The organism is Actinomadura latina NBRC 106108, assembly GCF_001552195.1.
GTDB lineage: Bacteria > Actinomycetota > Actinomycetes > Streptosporangiales > Streptosporangiaceae > Spirillospora > Spirillospora latina.
On sequence record NZ_BCQS01000012.1, the window covers coordinates 119024 to 135895 of the forward strand.

14 protein-coding genes and 1 pseudogene are annotated in these 16872 nt (G+C 73.9%); 10 read left to right on the forward strand and 5 right to left on the reverse strand.

Translation table 11 applies throughout. The features are described 5' to 3' along the window. Window positions 1-83: 83 nt before the first annotated feature. Window positions 84-1139 carry a LacI family DNA-binding transcriptional regulator gene (locus AL2_RS18330; protein WP_067635094.1) on the forward strand — a complete coding sequence of 352 codons (1056 nt, stop codon included), beginning with the start codon at window positions 84-86 and terminating at the stop codon, window positions 1137-1139. A 55-nt stretch (window positions 1140-1194) separates the two neighbouring features. Here the strand turns inward: AL2_RS18330 and AL2_RS39775 are convergent, their stop codons facing one another. Further along, window positions 1195-1317 carry a hypothetical protein gene (locus tag AL2_RS39775; protein ID WP_281181601.1) on the reverse strand — a complete coding sequence of 41 codons (123 nt, stop codon included), beginning with the start codon at window positions 1315-1317 and terminating at the stop codon, window positions 1195-1197. A gap of 143 nt (window positions 1318-1460) precedes the next feature. Between AL2_RS39775 and ybiA the strand changes: the two are divergent. After that, window positions 1461-1748 (forward strand): annotated as a pseudogene (gene ybiA, locus AL2_RS39245) (riboflavin biosynthesis intermediates N-glycosidase); the annotation flags it as partial. Window positions 1749-1843: 95 nt separating this feature from the next. Here ybiA and AL2_RS39250 read toward each other — a convergent pair. Both AL2_RS39250 and AL2_RS18345 read right to left on the reverse strand, forming a co-directional pair. Further along, complete coding sequence (locus AL2_RS39250; protein ID WP_067635096.1) at window positions 1844-2755, reverse strand: hypothetical protein; 912 nt, start codon at window positions 2753-2755, stop codon at window positions 1844-1846. After that, the gene (locus AL2_RS18345) at window positions 2752-3321 is read right to left on the reverse strand and encodes an RNA polymerase sigma factor (protein WP_245666718.1); all 570 of its coding nucleotides are present in this window, start codon (window positions 3319-3321) and stop codon (window positions 2752-2754) included. The genes AL2_RS39250 and AL2_RS18345 overlap by 4 nt, the downstream gene beginning before the upstream one ends. Before the next feature lie 187 nt (window positions 3322-3508). Between AL2_RS18345 and AL2_RS18350 the strand changes: the two genes are divergently transcribed. Further along, the gene (locus AL2_RS18350) at window positions 3509-7015 is read left to right on the forward strand and encodes a WD40 repeat domain-containing protein (RefSeq protein WP_067635098.1); all 3507 of its coding nucleotides are present in this window, start codon (window positions 3509-3511) and stop codon (window positions 7013-7015) included. Window positions 7016-7064: 49 nt separating this feature from the next. Next, a complete protein-coding gene (locus tag AL2_RS18355) occupies window positions 7065-7436 on the forward strand; it encodes a phage holin family protein (protein ID WP_067635099.1) in 372 nt (123 codons plus the stop codon). Window positions 7437-7460: 24 nt separating this feature from the next. Here AL2_RS18355 and AL2_RS18360 read toward each other — a convergent pair whose 3' ends face one another. Beyond that, window positions 7461-8171: an LmeA family phospholipid-binding protein gene (locus AL2_RS18360; protein ID WP_067635100.1), complete on the reverse strand. Its 711-nt coding sequence runs from the start codon at window positions 8169-8171 to the stop codon at window positions 7461-7463. Window positions 8172-8236: 65 nt separating this feature from the next. Between AL2_RS18360 and AL2_RS18365 the strand changes: the two genes are divergently transcribed. The 5 genes from AL2_RS18365 (at window position 8237) to AL2_RS18385 (ending at window position 15969) form a co-directional block, all read left to right on the forward strand. Beyond that, the gene (locus AL2_RS18365) at window positions 8237-10546 is read left to right on the forward strand and encodes an FHA domain-containing protein (RefSeq protein WP_067635101.1); all 2310 of its coding nucleotides are present in this window, start codon (window positions 8237-8239) and stop codon (window positions 10544-10546) included. A gap of 32 nt (window positions 10547-10578) precedes the next feature. Further along, a complete protein-coding gene (locus tag AL2_RS18370) occupies window positions 10579-11139 on the forward strand; it encodes a 2Fe-2S iron-sulfur cluster-binding protein (RefSeq protein ID WP_376741362.1) in 561 nt (186 codons plus the stop codon). Continuing rightward, a complete protein-coding gene (locus AL2_RS18375; RefSeq protein WP_067635102.1) occupies window positions 11136-12143 on the forward strand; it encodes an FAD binding domain-containing protein in 1008 nt (335 codons plus the stop codon). Before AL2_RS18370 ends, AL2_RS18375 begins: the two co-directional genes overlap by 4 nt. Continuing rightward, window positions 12140-14197: a xanthine dehydrogenase family protein molybdopterin-binding subunit gene (locus tag AL2_RS18380; RefSeq protein ID WP_067635103.1), complete on the forward strand. Its 2058-nt coding sequence runs from the start codon at window positions 12140-12142 to the stop codon at window positions 14195-14197. Before AL2_RS18375 ends, AL2_RS18380 begins: the two co-directional genes overlap by 4 nt. Before the next feature lie 125 nt (window positions 14198-14322). Continuing rightward, the gene (locus AL2_RS18385) at window positions 14323-15969 is read left to right on the forward strand and encodes an L-lactate permease (RefSeq protein ID WP_067635360.1); all 1647 of its coding nucleotides are present in this window, start codon (window positions 14323-14325) and stop codon (window positions 15967-15969) included. Window positions 15970-15988: 19 nt separating this feature from the next. Here AL2_RS18385 and AL2_RS18390 read toward each other — a convergent pair whose 3' ends face one another. Further along, the gene (locus AL2_RS18390; protein WP_067635104.1) at window positions 15989-16234 is read right to left on the reverse strand and encodes a DUF2630 family protein; all 246 of its coding nucleotides are present in this window, start codon (window positions 16232-16234) and stop codon (window positions 15989-15991) included. 104 nt (window positions 16235-16338) lie between these two features. Here AL2_RS18390 and AL2_RS18395 point away from each other — a divergent pair, with 104 nt between their 5' ends. Continuing rightward, window positions 16339-16752 carry an STAS domain-containing protein gene (locus AL2_RS18395; RefSeq protein WP_067635105.1) on the forward strand — a complete coding sequence of 138 codons (414 nt, stop codon included), beginning with the start codon at window positions 16339-16341 and terminating at the stop codon, window positions 16750-16752. Window positions 16753-16872: the final 120 nt, after the last annotated feature.

The following is a 16872-nucleotide window of genomic DNA, read 5'->3' on the forward strand; positions in this document are numbered from 1 at the left end:
TTTCTGAGGTACCGTAAGAGCGGCGCACGGTGCGGTCAAGAGGGTGTTCGCCGGGAACCCGCCGCGCCGGACGAGGGAGTGCGATGACGGAAGCGGCCGAGGAGCGGCGCGCGGACCGGGCCTACGTGACGCTGCAGGACGTCGCCCGGGAGGCCGGCGTCTCGCTCGCCACCGCGTCCCGCGTCCTGAACGGGACCTCGCAGGTCCGCGCCGACCTGCGGGAACGCGTGCTCGCGTCGGCCGCGGAGCTCAGCTACACGCCGAACGCGCACGCGCAGGCGCTGGCCAGCTCGTCCAGCAAGTCGGTCGGGGTGATCTGCCACGACGTCAGCGACCCGTACTTCGCCGCCGTAGCCCGCGGCGTGATGAGCGCCGCAGCCGAGCACGGGATGCTCGTGATGCTCGCGAGCACGTTCCGCGACCCGGCCCGCGAGATCGAGTACGTGGCGATGCTGCGCGCCCAGCGGGCCCGCGCGATCCTGCTCATCGGGTCCGGTTTCGAGGACCGCGACTGGGAGCGCGCGATGGCCGCCGAACTCGACCCCTACCAGCGCACCGGCGGCCGCGTCGCCGTCCTCAGCCGGCACCGCAGCCTCAAGGTGGACGCCGTGCTGCCGCAGAACCGGGAGGGCGCCGCCGCGCTCGCCCGCGCGCTGCTCGACCTCGGGCACCGCGGCTTCGGCGTGCTGACCGGCCCGCGCGCCCTGACCACCGTGTCCGACCGGCTCGGCGGGTTCACCGACGCGCTCGCCGAGGCGGGCGTCCGCGTCCGGTCCGAGCACATCGTCGAGGCGGCGTTCACCCGCGACGGCGGCTACGCGGCGGCGACCGAGCTGCTCCGCCGCGAGAACCGGCCGACCTGCGTGTTCGCCGTCACCGACGTCATGGCGATCGGCGCCCTCGCCGCGTTCCGCGACAACGGCGTCTCCGTGCCGGGCGACATCTCGCTCGCGGGCTTCGACGACATCCCGATCGTCCGCGACCTGACGCCGCCGCTCACCACCGTCGCGCTGCCGCTGAACGCGATGGGGGAGCGGGTCATGGGCCTGGCGCTGCGCGAGCCGTCCGCCCGCCGCAGCCGCATCGACCGCGTCGCCGGCGAGGTCGTCCTCCGCGCCAGCACGGCCGCACCACGCTGAAGACGCGAAGAACCCGCCCGGATCGACCGGACGGGTCTCCATCTATAGCCGCGGGTCAGCGCGCGGCGAGATCCTCCGTGGCGTCGGCCTCTACGGGACGCTCGGATTCCGCGTCCACGGGCCGCTCCGGCCAGGAGTCGATCTTGGTGCGTCGGGGGTTCGCCAGGGCCTTGTCCATTGTTACTGCTGTCCTCCCAGTTCGAGCCGGGGCCTAATTGAGACGATGTTCCCGGTCACCGGCCCGCTTTCGCAAAATGGTCTAGACCGCGCCCATCCCCCGCTGGACGCGACGCAACCGTTAACACCGCTAATGGATCATCCATTCCCGTCCGGACCCGCCTCTTCGGTGACGACGAAACGGCCGCCGCCGTCATCGCCGCCTCCCATCCTCGCCGCGCCAAAGACCTGGGCCGCGGGGTCCGCGACTTCGACGAGCGGACATGGCGGGACAGCCGTGTGGCGATTGTCACAAAAGCCAGCGAGGCGAAGTTCGGCCAGAACAATGAACTCCGCGACTACCTCCTGGGCACTCGCGACCGCGTCCTGGTGGAAGCAAGCCCACTGGACCGCATCTGGGGCATAGGCCTCTCCGCCGACGATCCGCGAGCCGCCCAGCCCTCCCCGTTCCGTCGCGATGGCGGCGCCGGACGGCATCGTCCGTGCTTGCGGCCCCGGCCGGTGCCGGCCGGGGCTGCAAGGACGTGTCACTCGCGGGGGCCGGTGCCTACGAACAAGAGGACCTGGCCCTTGGCCCACGGGACCGCGTCGTGGACGTACCAGTTGCCGGGTACCTGGCCGGGGTACAGGGGCTTGCTGATGTTCCCGTCCATGTAGCGGTACTCGGGGACGGTCACGTGCCGCTTCTTCAGCGCCGCCAGTACTTCGCCCACGCGGTGGCCCCTGAAGGCCATCCCGTGCATGGCCTCGCCCGGTGCGGTGACCGGTGCGGTGCTGTTGTACTGCTCGCCCGGACGGGCCGCCCGCGCGAACACGACCCCGGCGGTGCCCTTGTATCCCTTCCTGATGCGGACGCCGACCGGGCAGACGTCGCCCCCGCCGCCGGTCTCGCACTCGCCCTTGGCGGTGATGGTCGTGATGTCGCCGTCCTTCGTGCCCTCGCTCGTGTCCACCATCACCACGGTGCCGACGATGGACGGCGACGCGGGCACCAGCGAGAGCTCGACGTCGAGCCCGTGCTTGGCGAACTCGGCGCTGTACCGTTTCGGGTCGGCCAGCGGGTCGCGGACCCGGACGTCGATGTAGCCGCCCTTGCGCGTGAAGGAGAGCGCGGCCACGAGCGCGACCTTGGGGCTCGTCGGGGCGGCCGTCGGCGCCGTCGAGGCGGTGGCCGGTGGGCGCTGCGGCCCGTCGTCCCGGGCGAGCAGGCCCACCGTGACGGCGGCGCAGGCCACGCCCGCGGCGGCGAGCGGGAGGCCGAGCCTCAGCAGCAGCGGCGAGCGCCGCGCGGCCGGGGCGGTGACCGGGACCTCAGCCGGCAAGGCGGCGGTGATGCGGTCGGCCAGGTCGGCGGCGGCCTCGTCCGTCAGCAGCTCCGCGGTGCGGGCGTCGGTGATGGGCGCGAGCCTGCCGATCAGCGTGTCGATGTCGCGGTTCATACGTGCTCTCCGTTCGGGATCCGTGCGGCGGCGGGCAGGGCGGGCGCGTCCGTGCGTGCCAGCGCGCGGGCGAACCGGCGCCGGGCGCGGTGCAGGCGGATCCGCACCGCGTTGCGGGAGCAGCCGAGGACGGCCGCGATCTCGCCGTGGTCCAGCCCCTCCCAGCCGACCAGCGACAGCAGTTCGCGGTCGCCGTCCGGCAGGGTGCGGAACGCGGCGGCGACGTCCGCCAGGTCGGCCGGGTCGTGGCCGGCCACCGCGGCGCGGAGCCGGGACCCGAGATCGGCGGCCAGCGCCGACCGGCGGCGTTCCCCGCGGTGGTGGTTGGCGAGCACCCGGCGCGCCACCCCGTACAGCCACAGCCGCGCCTGCGCGCCCGGCGGGACGTCGTCGAGCCGCCGCCACGCCGTCAGGAACGTCTCGGCGAGGACGTCCGCCGCGTCCTGCGGGTCGGTGGTCCGGCGCAGCGCGTATCCGAGGATCTGCGCGCGGTTCGCCGCGTAGACCTCCTCGAAACGGCGCCGCCGGTCATCGGGCGGATGGGGCTCCTCCACAGTGGACGGCAAGCCATCTCCTCTCATCGCACGCCATTGGCGCGGCGAACTGGCCTAACACATCTCCACATGTCCGGAAGGGGCTCAGCATTTCGTCCGGTCGGGGGTCGAAAGGAGTTGTGGCCGATGCGCCCATTGGGGGCATCGGGGGCCGCCCGTAGCATGGGCTGGGTTTGCGGTCTCGTTCGGAGGATGGTGCATGCGTCGTCGGCAGGGCCCTGTCTTCCCCGGTTATCTGATGATCCTGCTGGTGGCGCTGCTCGGGCTGGCATTGCAGGTTTCGCCGCAAACCACTCATGTCGTCCAAAAGTGGGCACTTCCCGTCATCATCCTGTGCATGCTGCTGATTCCCCTCGTCCTCGCGTGGGAGAAGGGGCAGGAGCGGCGGACCATGGCCCGGCCGGTGTGGGAGGCCGACCGGTCGCCGTACCCGGGCTTGGACGCCTTCACGGAAGAGGACGACGGGGTCTTCTTCGGACGCGACGCCGAGATCCAGGAGCTGATCGAGCGGCTGCGGCCGGGCAGTGAGCCGCGGTCGATCGCGGTGACCGGGCCGTCCGGGGTCGGGAAGTCGTCGCTGCTGTACGCCGGGCTGCTGCCGCGCATCCACCAGCAGCGGCGGTGGGTCGTGCTGCCGCCGCTGACCCCGGAGGGCGACCCGTTCCGCTGCCTGGCCCAGCGCCTCGCCGACGCCCAGGGCGAGCGGGACGCCGAGGAGATCGCGGCGGGGCTGCGGGACGATCCCGCCGAGCTGGGGAGGCGCATCGACGCGCTCCGGCGGGGACGGCGGAACCGGTCGGTCCTGATCGTCGTCGACCAGGCCGAGGAACTGCTCACGCTCACGCCGGGCGATGACCGCGACGCCTTCCTGGGCATGCTCCGCGACGCCCTGGACGGCGACTCGAAGCTGTGGGCCGTGTTCGTGTTCCGCGCCGAGTTCCTCACCGCCTTCCTGAGCGGCGGGTTCGCCGGCATGTTCCGGCACCCGTTCACGGTCACGGCGCTCGACCGGGCGGCGCTGCGCACCGTGATCCGGGAACCGGCGGAGCGGGCGGGCGTCGCGTTCGAGCCGCCGGAACTGGTCGCCCAGATGGCGGACGACACCGGGGACGGGACGGCGCTGCCGCTGCTCGCCTACCTGCTGCACGAGCTGTACCTGCACGTCGGGCGCAACGGCACCATCACCGCCGAGGACTACCGGCGGACCGGCGGCGTCGACGGCGCCCTCACCCGCCGCGCCGACCGGGTGATGCGGGAGCTGGAGGCCCTGGAACCGGCGCCGCCCGTCCTGCCGGTCCTGCTGAAGTTCGTCAAGTTCACCGACGGCCGGCCGACGCGCCGGCGGGTCCCCGCGAGCGAGCTGGACGACGCCGCCCGCCGCGTCGTGGACGCGTTCGTGCGGGAACGGCTCTGCACCAGCGGCCAAGACGGCGAAGAGGCGGTGTTCGACGTCTCGCACGAGGCGCTGTTCTCCGCGTGGGCGCCGCTGCGGCAGACGATCGCGTTGCACGCCGAGACGCTGCGCCGCCTCGCCGACCTGGAGCAGTGGGCCGCCGAATGGGACCGCTACGGCCGCCAGGAGGCGTACCTGCTGCGCGGCGAGCGGCTCGCCGCCGCCCGCAAGTGGATCACCGAGGCGGACGGGCTCGCCGCCGCCGAACCGCTGGCCGTCGAGTTCGTGGAGATCTCCCACCGCTCGGACGGCGCCGCGATGCGGCGGCTCGCCGACTCGATCGCCCGGCAGGCGCTCACCGGCTTCCGCACCGACCCGGAGCACAGCCTGCTGCTCGCGCTGGCCGCGCACGAGGAGTGCGCGCCCACGCCGCTGGCCCGCCGGGCGCTGTCGGCGGCGCTCGCGGTGTCCCGGGTCCGCGGCGTCCTGCGCGGCCACGACGACCGGATCTGGTCGGTGGCCTGGTCGCCGGACGGCGCGCTGGTCGCGACGGCGTCGTCGGACCGGACGGTCCGCATCTGGGACGCGGACGGCACCGAGGCCGCCGTGCTGCGCGGGCACGAGGGCCCGGTCGTCGCGGTCGCCTGGTCGCCGGACGGGCTGCGGCTCGCCACGGCGTCCAACGACCTGACCGTCCGCGTCTGGGACGCGGCCGCCCGCACCCGGGTCGCGGTGCTGCGCGGCCACGCCGACATGGTGTGGGGGGTGGCGTGGTCGCCGGACGGCGCCCGGCTCGCCTCCGCGTCCCGGGACGGCGACGTCAGGATCTGGGACCCGGCGGGCGGCTCGGCCACGGCCACGCTGAGCGGCCACGGGGGATGGGTCCGCGACGTGGCCTGGTCGCCCGACGGCACCCGCCTGGCCAGCGCGTCCGATGACCGCACGGTCCGGGTCTGGGACGCCGCGGCGGGCGAGACGGTCGCCGTGCTGGAAGGCCACGACGACACCGTCCGCACGGCCGCCTGGTCGCCGGACGGGACCCGCCTGGCCACCGGCTCCTACGACCGGACGGCGCGCGTGTGGGACGTGGCGACCGGCGGGTCCGCGGCGGTGCTGACCGGGCACGCCGACATCGTGTGGGCCGTCGCGTGGTCGCCGGACGGCGCCCGCCTCGCCACCGCGTCCCATGACCGGACGATCCGGCTGTGGTCGGCCGCGGAGGGCACCGAGCTCGCCGTGTTCCGCGGGCACGGCGAGGCGCTGCGCGCGGTGGCCTGGTCGCCGGACGGGGCCCGCCTGGCCAGCGCCTCCAACGACCGGACCGTCCGGTTCTGGGACGCCGAGCGCGCCGCCGAGGTCGCGGTGCTGCGCGGGCACGAGCGCGCGGTGTCGGCGATCGGCTGGTCGGCGGGCGGCATCGCCTCCGCCTCGCACGACGGCACCGTCCGGATCTGGGCCGGCGGCACCTCGCGCGTCCTGCGCGGGCACACCGACGAGATCTGGGACGTGGCGTGGTCGTCCGACGGCGCCCGCCTCGCGACGGCCTCCCGCGACCGCACCGTGCGCGTCTGGGCGGCGGACGGCGCGCTGGAGAGCGTGCTCACCGGGCACGGCGACTGGGTGCGGGCGGTGGCGTGGTCGCCGGACGGAACCCGGCTGGCCAGCGCGTCCGATGACCGCACCGTCCGGGTGCAGGGGCCGGACGGCTCCGCGCCCCTCGTGCTGCGCGGGCACGAGGACACCGTCCGCGCCGTCTCCTGGTCGCCGGACGGAACCCGGCTGGCCTCCGGGTCGCAGGACGGGGCGGTCCTCGTCTGGGAGCCGCGGACGGGCCTGCGGCTCACGGCGCTGACCGTGCCGCAGGGCGCCGTCAGGGCCGTCGCCTGGTCGCCGGACGGCGCGCACATCGCCGCCCTCTCCGGCGACCGCGCGGTGCGGGTGTGGAACGCCGCGGAGGGGACGGAGGTGTCCGTGCTGTCCGGGCACGACGGCTGGCTGTGGTCGGTGGCGTGGTCACCGGACGGCCGGGTGCTGGCGACCGCGTCCGGTGACCGGACCGTCCGCCTGTGGGACGCGCTGACCGGCGGGGAGCTGTCGGTCGCGGCCGTCCACGACGACGAGATCTGGGACGTGGCCTGGTCGCCGGACGGCACCCGCCTGGCGACCGCCTCCGGCGACCGCACGGTCCGGGTCTGGGAGGCCGTCACCGACGGCGCCGCCCTGGTCGAGCGCGCCCGCACCCGCGTCTTCCGCCGCCTGACCCCGGACGAGCGCCACACCCTCATGATCCCCGCCCCCCGCCCCGCCCTGTGACATATTGCTCGCCGGATTCTTTCGCCCTGCTGCGGGTAAGCCGGAGGTCATGACGGAGTCGAGCGAACCCGCGGAGGTCGACGGCCCGCTGGAGCAGAACCTCCTGCTCGCCCGGCGGGTGGTCGACGCCGCGCAGCAGGAGATGCTGGACAAGGCCCGGCAGCGCATCCCGGCACTGCGGCTGGGCGCGGTGGCCGGGGCCTTCGGGATGCTCGCGACCGCCGCCACCTACCGGATGAACGTGCTGCTGCTGGAGAAGAAGCTGCCGCCCGAGCTGGCGTCCTTCGTCGCGGCGGCCGTGTACGGCGGCGGGGCGGGCGCCGCGGCGCTGGCCGCGTCCCGCAAGTGGAAGGGGCTGCCGGCGCCGCTGCCGACCGAGACGGCCCGCCAGGTCGTGGAGATACTCACCGACGCCGACTGATCTCCGGGGCCGCCCGGCTGTCCGCTAGCCGAACCGGACGTTCCGTCCGTCCACGTGCAGGGAGACGCCGCCGGACGAGACCGTCAGGCCGCGGAACGCCAGCCCCAGCGGGAGGCCCTTCACCGGGACGGTGAAGTCGAGCGCGCCCTCCAGTTCGTCCAGCGGGAAGCCCGCGGCCGACAGCGCCTTCACCCGGATGCCGTCGCCCTCCTTCGTCACGGCGGCGGTGGCGGTCACGTCCGTGATGCCGAGGTCGACCTTCGCGTGGACCCGGCCGTCCGCCCCGGCGGTCAGCTCCAGGCCGGGGCTGCCGCCCGCCTTCGCCAGGTCGCCGAACGCGACGAACGCGGTCCCGTCGACCGACCCGAGGACGCCGCTCTGGAATCCCCGATCGACCCGGACATTCCGTGCGCGCACTTTGAGACTCGTGATGCGCAGGGGTCCCTCGATAATATTGTCCGCTTTCAGCCGCACATCGCGGAAATCACGGGAGGCGACCTGCGTCAGGAATGGGATTCCCTTGATGGTCACTTCCGGTGTGGCCGGAAATCCCTGTTTTCTGATCTCCGCCGCCAGTTCGTGCTGGGCGACCGCGGCGCCGGCCCGGTCGGCCGTCCCGACCAGCAGCGACAGCAGTGCGACGAGGGCGAGAAGGGCGACCGGCCAGCGCCGCCGGCGCCGCTGCGGCAGCCGGTCGACGCGGGTGGCGGTCGCCTCGCCGGACGGCTTCGCCATGGTATTCACTCAATTCCCGGAATGGGGCCCTGTCAATATCGGCGCGGGGAATTAAACTCCGGTCCATGACGGCCGTGCCCGCCGCGGAATCGCGTGCCACGCCCCTCGTCGTCCGGACGCGCGGCGGCGTGCACCGGCTGCGGGCCGGCGTTGCGTACCGGATCGGCCGCGACCCCGCGTCGCACATCGTCCTCACCGATCCGCGGGTGTCGTGGTTCCACGCCGTGCTGCGCGCCGGGCCGGACGGCTGGCGGATCGAGGACGCGGGCAGCAGCAACGGCACGTTCCTCGACGGCCGCCGCGTCACGCGCATGGCGATCCGCGGCGACCTGACGTTCCGGCTCGGCGACGCCGCGGCCGGCGAGGAACTGGCCTGCTCGGACGCCGACCCGCTGCCGGAGGCCGCCGGGGCCGGGCGGCGCCCCAGCCAGATCTTCAAGGTCGTGCCGCGCGTGCTGCGGATCGGCCGCGCCGCCGACAACGACGTCGTCGTCCCCGACCTGGTCGTGTCGCGGTACCACGCCGAGCTGCGGCCGCTCGTGCCGGGCCGCTACCAGATCGTCGACCTCGGCAGCCACAACGGCACGTACGTCAACGGCGACCGTGTCGGCGCCGCCGAGGTCGCCGAGAACGACCTGGTCGGCGTCGGGCACGCGACGTTCCGGCTGGTGGGGGACGAGCTGCGGGAGTTCGTCGACACCGGCGACGTGTCGGTGTCGGTGGAGGGGCTGACCGTCCGGACGCCCGAGGGCAAGGTGATCCTGGACGGGGTCGGCTTCCCCATCCCGGAACGGTCCCTCGTCGGCGTCATCGGCCCGTCCGGCGCCGGGAAGTCGACGCTGCTGGGCGCCGTCACCGGGACCCACCCGGCGACCGAGGGCACCGTCCGCTACGACGGCCGCGACCTGTACGCCGACTACGATGAACTGCGGCACCGGATCGGGCTCGTCCCGCAGGAGGACATCCTGCACACCCAGCTCGCGACCCGGCAGGCGCTCCTGTTCGCGGCGGAACTGCGCTTCCCCGGCGACACGCGCAGGAGCGAGCGGGAGCAGCGGGTCGACGAGGTGCTGGACGAGCTGGGCCTCACCCCGCACGCCCGCACCCGGATCGACCGGCTGTCCGGCGGGCAGCGCAAGCGGGTCAGCGTCGCGCTGGAGCTGCTGACGAAACCGTCGCTGCTGTTCCTGGACGAGCCGACGTCCGGCCTCGACCCGGGCCTGGACAAGACGGTCATGGAGATGCTCGGCGCGCTGGCCCACGACGGCCGGACGGTCATCGTCGTCACGCACAGCGTCGCGAACCTCGACACCTGCGACCGGCTGCTCGTCCTCGTCCCCGGCGGCCGGCTCGCCTACTACGGGCCGCCGGACGAGGGCCTCGCCCACTTCGGCAAGCGGACGTGGGCCGAGGTGTTCCAGTCGTTCGACCGCGAGCCGGACCGCGACTGGGCGGCGGAGTTCCGCGCCTCCCCGCGCCACACGCGCTATGTCGCGGGCATGCCGAACGGGACGTCCCGCCCGGCCGCGGCCAGGGCGCCCGAGCCGCCGCCCCGGCGCCAGTCCCGGCTCGCGCAGCTCCGCACGCTGTGCCGGCGCTACCTCGCGGTGATCGCGTCCGACCGCAGCTACCTGGTGCTGCTCGGCGTGATGCCGCTGATCCTCGGCGGGCTGACCGCCGCGATCCCGGCCGCCAAGGGCCTCACCGGGGCGCCCGGCACCAACCCGGACGCCGCGTCCAAGCTGATGGTGATGGCGTTCGCCGCGTGCTTCGCCGGGACGGGCAACGCGGTCCGCGAGCTGGTCAAGGAGCGGACGATCTACAGCCGGGAGCGGGCGGCGGGCCTGTCGGCGGGCGTCTACCTGATGTCGAAGCTGCTGGTCCTCGGCGTGATCACGGCGCTGCAGGCGATCGTCCTCGTGCTGATCGGCACGGTCGGGGTGAAGCTGCCGCCGCACGGCACCTTCACCGCCGTCCTGCCCGAGCTGATGCTGGCGATGGCGCTGCTCGGCGTCGCGTCGATGGCGCTGGGGCTGCTGGTGTCGGCGCTGGTCGGGACGTCGGAGAAGACGCTGCCGCTGCTGATAGTCCTGTCCATGGCGCAGCTGGTGCTGTCCGGCGCGCTGGTGCGGCTGAACGGCAAGCCGGGGCTGGAGCAGCTCGCGTGGCTGTCGCCGTCCCGGTGGGGGATGGGCGCGGCGGGCGCGACCATCGACCTCGGCAGGATCTCCCCGCCGGCCGGCGACCCCGACCCGCTGTGGAAGCCGGCGGCCGCGACCTGGGCGTTCGACATGGGCATCGCGGCCGTGCTGCTGGCGGTCTTCGTCGCGGCCGCCTGGTACCGCCTTCACCGGCTGCGTCCGCGGCGCCGCTGACTCACCCCTTCCGTCCGGGGTAGGGGCGCGGCATGGACATGCCTATCCACGCCGACATCACCCTGGACGTGAACGGCCGAGAACACCGGCTCAGCGTCGACACCCGCGCGTCCCTGCTGGACGTCCTGCGGGAGGACCTCGGCCTCACGGGTTCCAAGAAGGGCTGCGACCACGGCCAGTGCGGCGCCTGCACCATCCTGATCGGCGGGCGCCGCGCGAACGGATGCCTCGCGCTGGCCGTCGCCCATGACGGCGCCGAGATCGTCACCGTCGAAGGGCTCGCGCGGGACGGGCGGCTCAGCCCCGTCCAGGAGGCGTTCATCGAGAACGACGCCTTCCAGTGCGGGTACTGCACGCCCGGCCAGCTCTGCTCCGCGACCGCCGTGCTGGACGAGGCGGCACGCGGCTGGCCGAGCGCCGCGACCGGGGACATGGCCTCCGAGCCGCCCTTGGACGACGCCGAGATCCGCGAGCGGATGAGCGGCAACCTGTGCCGCTGCGGCGCCTACGCCGGCATCGTCGCCGCGCTGCGCGAGGCGGCCGGCGAACCCGGCGCGGCCGCGCGGCGAGTCCGGGAAGGAGCGCGGGCATGAGGCCCTTCGCATACGCGCGCGCGACGACGGCCGAGGACGCGATGGCCCAGCACGCCATGGCCCGGAACGGGGACGGGGACGGTGCCCGCTACCTGGGCGGCGGGACGAACCTCGTGGACCTGATGCGGCTCGGGGTGGAGGAGCCCTCGAAGCTCGTGGACGTGACCCGCCTGCCCTACGACCGGATCGAGCGGGACCCGGACGGGACGCTCCTCATCGGCGCCGCCGTCACCAACAGCGACCTCGCCGCCGACCGGACGGTGCGCGAGGAGTTCCCGATGCTCGCGAAGGCCGTCCTGTCGGGGGCGTCCGGCCAGCTCCGCAACCTCGCGACCGTCGGCGGCAACCTGCTGCAGCGCACCCGCTGCCCCTACTTCCAGGACGCGTCCAAGCCCTGCAACAAGCGGAGCCCGGGAACCGGCTGCCCGGCGCGCGACGGCGAGCACCGCAACCTGGCGATCCTCGGGCATTCGGCGGCGTGCGTCGCGACCCACCCGTCCGACATGGCGGTGGCGCTCGCGGCGCTCGACGCCTCCGTGCGGGTGCTCGGCCGCGGCGGGGAGCGGACCGTCCCGCTCGGCGGCCTCTACCGGCTGCCCGGCTCCGAGCCGCAGCGGGACACCACGCTGGACCCCGGCGACCTGATCACCGGGGTCGTGGTGCCGCCGCTGCGCATGCCGGCCGCGTACCGCAAGGTGCGGGAGCGGGCGTCGTTCGCGTTCGCGCTGGTCTCGGTGGCGGCGGCGCTGGACGTGCGCGGCGGCGCGGTCGGGGACGTCCGGCTGGCGCTCGGCGGCGTCGCCCACAAGCCGTGGCGGGCCCGGAAGGCCGAGGACGCGCTGCGCGGCGCCCCCGCCACCGGGGAGGAGTTCGCGCGCGCCGCCGATGCCGAGCTGGCGGCCGCCGCACCGCTGCGCGACAACGGCTACAAGGTGCCGCTCGCGCGCAACCTCGTCGTGCGGACGCTGACCGAGCTGGCGGACGAGTGGAGGGAGAGGTCATGACGAACCGGCTGGAGAGCCGCGAGAAGGTCACCGGCGCGGCGCGGTACGCCTTCGAGTACCCGGTGCACGACGCCGCCTACCTGTCGGCCGTCCAGGCCGAGGCCGGACGCGGCGAGATCGTCTCCGTGGACACCGGCTCGGCGCGCCGGCTTCCGGGCGTGCTGGCCGTCCTGTCCTGCGAGAACGCACCCCGGCTGGAGCCGTCGTCCAACGGGGAGCTGGCCGTCTTCCAGTCCCGGACGGTCTCCTACCGGGGCCAGTTCGTCGCGGCCGTCGTCGCCGAGACGCTGGAGACGGCGCGGGAGGCGGCGCGCCTCCTCCACGTCGAGTACGCGCCGGAGGAGCCGGACGTCCGGCTCCGCCGGGACCATCCCGGCCTCTACAAGCCCGAGCAGGTCAACGCCGGGCTCCCCGCGGACACCGAACTCGGCGACCCCGACGAGGCTTTCGACGGAGCGGCCGTGCGGGTGGACGTCACCTACACGACCCCGGCGGAGCACAACAACCCCATGGAGCCGCACACCACCGTCGCCCAGTGGAACGAGGACGGAACCCTCACGCTCTTCGAGTCCACCCAGGGCCCGTCCAGCCACCAGCGGACGATCGCGAAGATCTTCGGGCTCGGCGAGGACCAGGTGCGGGTCGTGTCGACGCACGTGGGCGGCGGGTTCGGGTCCAAGGGCACGCCCCGGCCCAACGCCGTCCTGGCGGCGATGGCCGCGCGCGAGGTCGGCCGCCCGGTCAAGTTCGCGGTGCCGCGCCGGCAGATGTTCGCGACCACCGGCTACCGCACGCCCACCATCCAGCGGATGCGGCTCGGCGCCGACACCGGCGGGCGGCTCACCGCGATCATGCACGACGTGGTCGAGCAGACCTCCACGGTCCGCGAGTTCGCCGAGCAGGCCGCCGCGCCGACCCGGGTGATGTACCGGGCCGCGAACCGCCGCACGACGCACCGGGTCGTCCGGCTGGACGTCCCGACGCCGTCGTGGATGCGGGCGCCCGGCGAGACGCCCGGCATGTACGCGCTCGAATCGGCCATGGACGAGCTGGCCGTCGCCGCCGGGGTCGACCCCGTCGAGCTGCGCATCCGCAACGACGCGGACCGGGAGCCGGAGAGCGGGCTGCCGTTCAGCTCCCGCAACCTCGTCGCGTGCCTGGAGGAGGGCGCCGACCGGTTCGGCTGGGAGGGCCGCGACCCGGCGCCGGGTGTGCGGCGCGCCGGCCGCCGGCTGCTCGGGACGGGCGTCGCCGCCACCACCTACCCGGCCCGCCGCAACCCCGGCCGGGCGACGGCGCGGGCGGACCGGGACGGTACGTTCACGGTCCGGATCGCGGCGGCCGACATCGGCACCGGCGCCCGCACCGCGCTCGCGCTGATCGCCGCCGAGACGCTCAAGGCCGACCTCGGCCGGGTGCGGATGGAGGTCGGCGACAGCGCCTTCCCGGCCGCGTCCGTCGCGGGCGGGTCCAGCGGGACGGCCAGCTGGGGCACCGCCGTCGTGCGGGCCTGCGAGACGCTCCTCGGACGGCTCAACGGCGCCGTCCCGCCCGAGGGGATCGAGGTGTCGGCCGACACCGCCGGCGAGCTGAAGGCGGAGGAGGAGTACGCCCGGCACGGGTTCGGCGCGCACTTCGCCGAGGTCGAGGTGGACATGGACACCGGCGAGGTCCGGGTGCCCCGCATGCTCGGCGTGTTCGCCGTCGGGCGGATCATCAACCCGGTCGCGGCCCGCTCCCAGTTCATCGGCGGCATGACCATGGGCATCGGCATGGCGCTGATGGAGGAGAGCGTCATGGACGAGCGGTTCGGCGACTACGTCAACGGCGACCTCGCCCAGTACCACGTCCCGTCCTGCGCCGACGTCCGCGACATCGACGCGGCGTGGGTGGAGGAGTCCGACCCGCACCTGAACCCGATGGGCTCCAAGGGCATCGGCGAGATCGGCATCGTGGGGGCCGCCGCGGCCGTCGGCAACGCCGTCGCGCACGCGTGCGGGGTGCGCGTCCGCGACCTGCCCATCACCCCCGCGAAACTCCTCCCGCACCTGTGAAGGAGGGCAACGCGAGTGGAGGTGGAGATGACTGTTTGAAAAGTTCACTATCAAGGTGATGCACGTCACGCCGGTGGGTATCGATCACGTGCTCGGGGGCGCTCCCTAGCCGCGAGGTGATCGCCGTGTACCAGCAGATCCTCGATCCCGTCGCCGACTCGCTCGGCTGGAGTTCACTCGTCGCCGCGCTGCCGCTCGCCGTGCTGTTCGTCCTGCTGGGCGGCCTGCGCATGCGCGCGTGGCTGGCGTCCCTGATCGCGCTGGCCGTCTCCCTGGCCGTCGCGATCTGGACGTACGGCATGCCGGCCGACCAGGCGTTCCTCGCCGGAAGCGAGGGCGCCGCGTTCGGCTTCTACCCGATCCTGTGGATCGTCATCAACGCGCTCTGGGTCTACAACATCACCGTCACGACCGGCCACTTCGACGTGCTCCGCCGCTCGTTCGCGCAGGTCAGCGACGACCACCGGCTCCAGGCCGTGCTGATCGCGTTCTCGTTCGGCGCCCTGCTGGAGGCCCTCGCGGGCTTCGGCACGCCGGTGGCGGTCACGTCCGTCATGCTCATCGCGCTCGGCTTCCAGCCGATCAAGGCCGCCGTCCTCGCGCTCACCGCCAACACCGCGCCGGTCGCGTTCGGCGCGATGGCGACGCCGATCCTCACCCTCGGCAAGGTCACCGGCGAGTCCAGCGACACGCTCGGCGCGATGGTGGGGCGGCAGACGCCGATCCTCGCGCTGTTCGTCCCGCTCGTCCTCGTCTTCATCGTGGACGGCAAGCGGGGCCTCCGGGAGACCTGGCCCACCGCCCTGTTCTGCGGCTTCGCGTTCGGCGTCGCCCAGTACGTGACCGCCAACTTCATCTCGGTGCCGCTCGCCGACGTCGTCGCGTCCCTCGTCTCGGCCGCGGCCGTCGTCCTCGTCGTCCGGCTGCGGCCGCGGCAGGCGCCCGCCCGGCCCGCGCCGGTCGCGGGCGGCTCCGCCGACGAGCCCACGCCCGAGTTCGCCGCGCGCGTCGAGACCGGCGGCGAGCGCGACTCGCGCGCCGAGGTCGCCCGCGCCTACGCCCCCTACGCGATCATCATCGCGGTCTTCGTCGTCTGCCAGATCGACGCGGTCAAGAACCAGCTGGACAAGGCCACCCAGACGGTCTCCTGGCCCGGCCTCCACCTCACCGGCCCGTCCGGCAAGCCGCTGAGCCTGCCGAACTTCAACTTCAACTACCTGACGACCCCCGGCACGCAGATGCTCGTCGCCGGGCTGATCACCATGGCCGTGCTCGGCGTCGGCCTCGGCAAGGCCCTGCGCGCCTACTGGACGACGCTCGTCCAGCTCAAGTGGGCGATCATCACGGTCATGGCCGTCCTCGCCCTCGCGTTCGTGATGAACGCATCCGGGCAGACGGTCACGCTCGGCACCTGGATGGCCGGGGCGGGCGGCGCGTTCGCGGTGCTGTCGCCGATCCTCGGCTGGCTCGGCACCGCCGTGACCGGGTCGGACACCTCGTCCAACTCGCTGTTCGGCGCCCTCCAGGTCACCGCCGCGAACAAGGCCGACCTCTCGACGGTGCTGATGGCCGCGACGAACAGCTCCGGCGGCGTCCTCGGCAAGATGGTGTCCCCGCAGAACCTCGCCATCGCGGCCGCCGCGGTGGGCCTGGACGGCCGCGAGGGCGACATCTTCCGCCGCGTCGTCCTCTGGAGCCTGCTCTTCCTCGCCGGGATGTGCCTGCTGTCGGGCCTGCAGTCCACCGGCGTGCTCGGCTGGATGGTCCCGTGATCCGCGGGACCCGAGGGGGCTACTGCCAGTAGCCCTCGACCTCACCGGCGGGACGGACCTCGGCGTCGTCCGGGTTCTGTCCCGCCGCCCGCCGGGCCCGGCGCTGGCGCAGCAGGTCCCAGCACTGGTCGAGCGCCACCTCCAGCCGCTGCAGCCGGTCGCGCGCCTCGCCGTCGGTCGTCTCCGCGCGCTCGTGCGCCTGCCGGAGGGCGTGCTCCTCCTCGATGAACTCGTTGATACGGTCCAGAATCGTCTTCTCGTCCATGAAATCCGCCCGGTGGGGTCCATAGGATGCCGACAGGTGAGAGCCTGGCATATACGGGGCCGCCCGGACAGCGGCGCCCCGTCCAAGGGCGAGGTGCGCGTGACATGACGATCTGGCGGATCGGCGGCGGGGAGGGCGCTCCCGGGTCCGGGGAGCGCGCGGCTCCCCGCTACGACATCGTCGAGCTCGACACCGCGCTGCTGAACATCGCCGCCGCGTCGTCCTCGCCGTGGCTCCGGATGGCCGGCGAGATCGACGTCTCCACCGCTCCCGGCGTCGCCGCCGCGCTGCACGCCGCGCAGGTCCGGCTGGCCGGCGACGTCCACGTCGACATGGCCGCGCTCGCCTTCATGGACGTCGCCGGGCTGCGCGCCTTCACCGTCGCGGCCCGCGAGATGCACGACCACGGCCGGCTGCTCGTCCTGCACACGGTCTCGCCGCACATCGACCGGCTCTTCCGCCTCATCGGCTGGCACCTCACCCCCGGCCTGACGATCCACTGCCGCCCGCAGCGCTGACGGGCCGCCCGCGTCAGCGGATCACCACGTCCGCACCCGGGCGCGGTAAACGATCCGCGCGATGGGGGATGCTTCCGCGAGTATCCAGGTCCGGGGCTGTTTGACCCCCCAAACCACGGT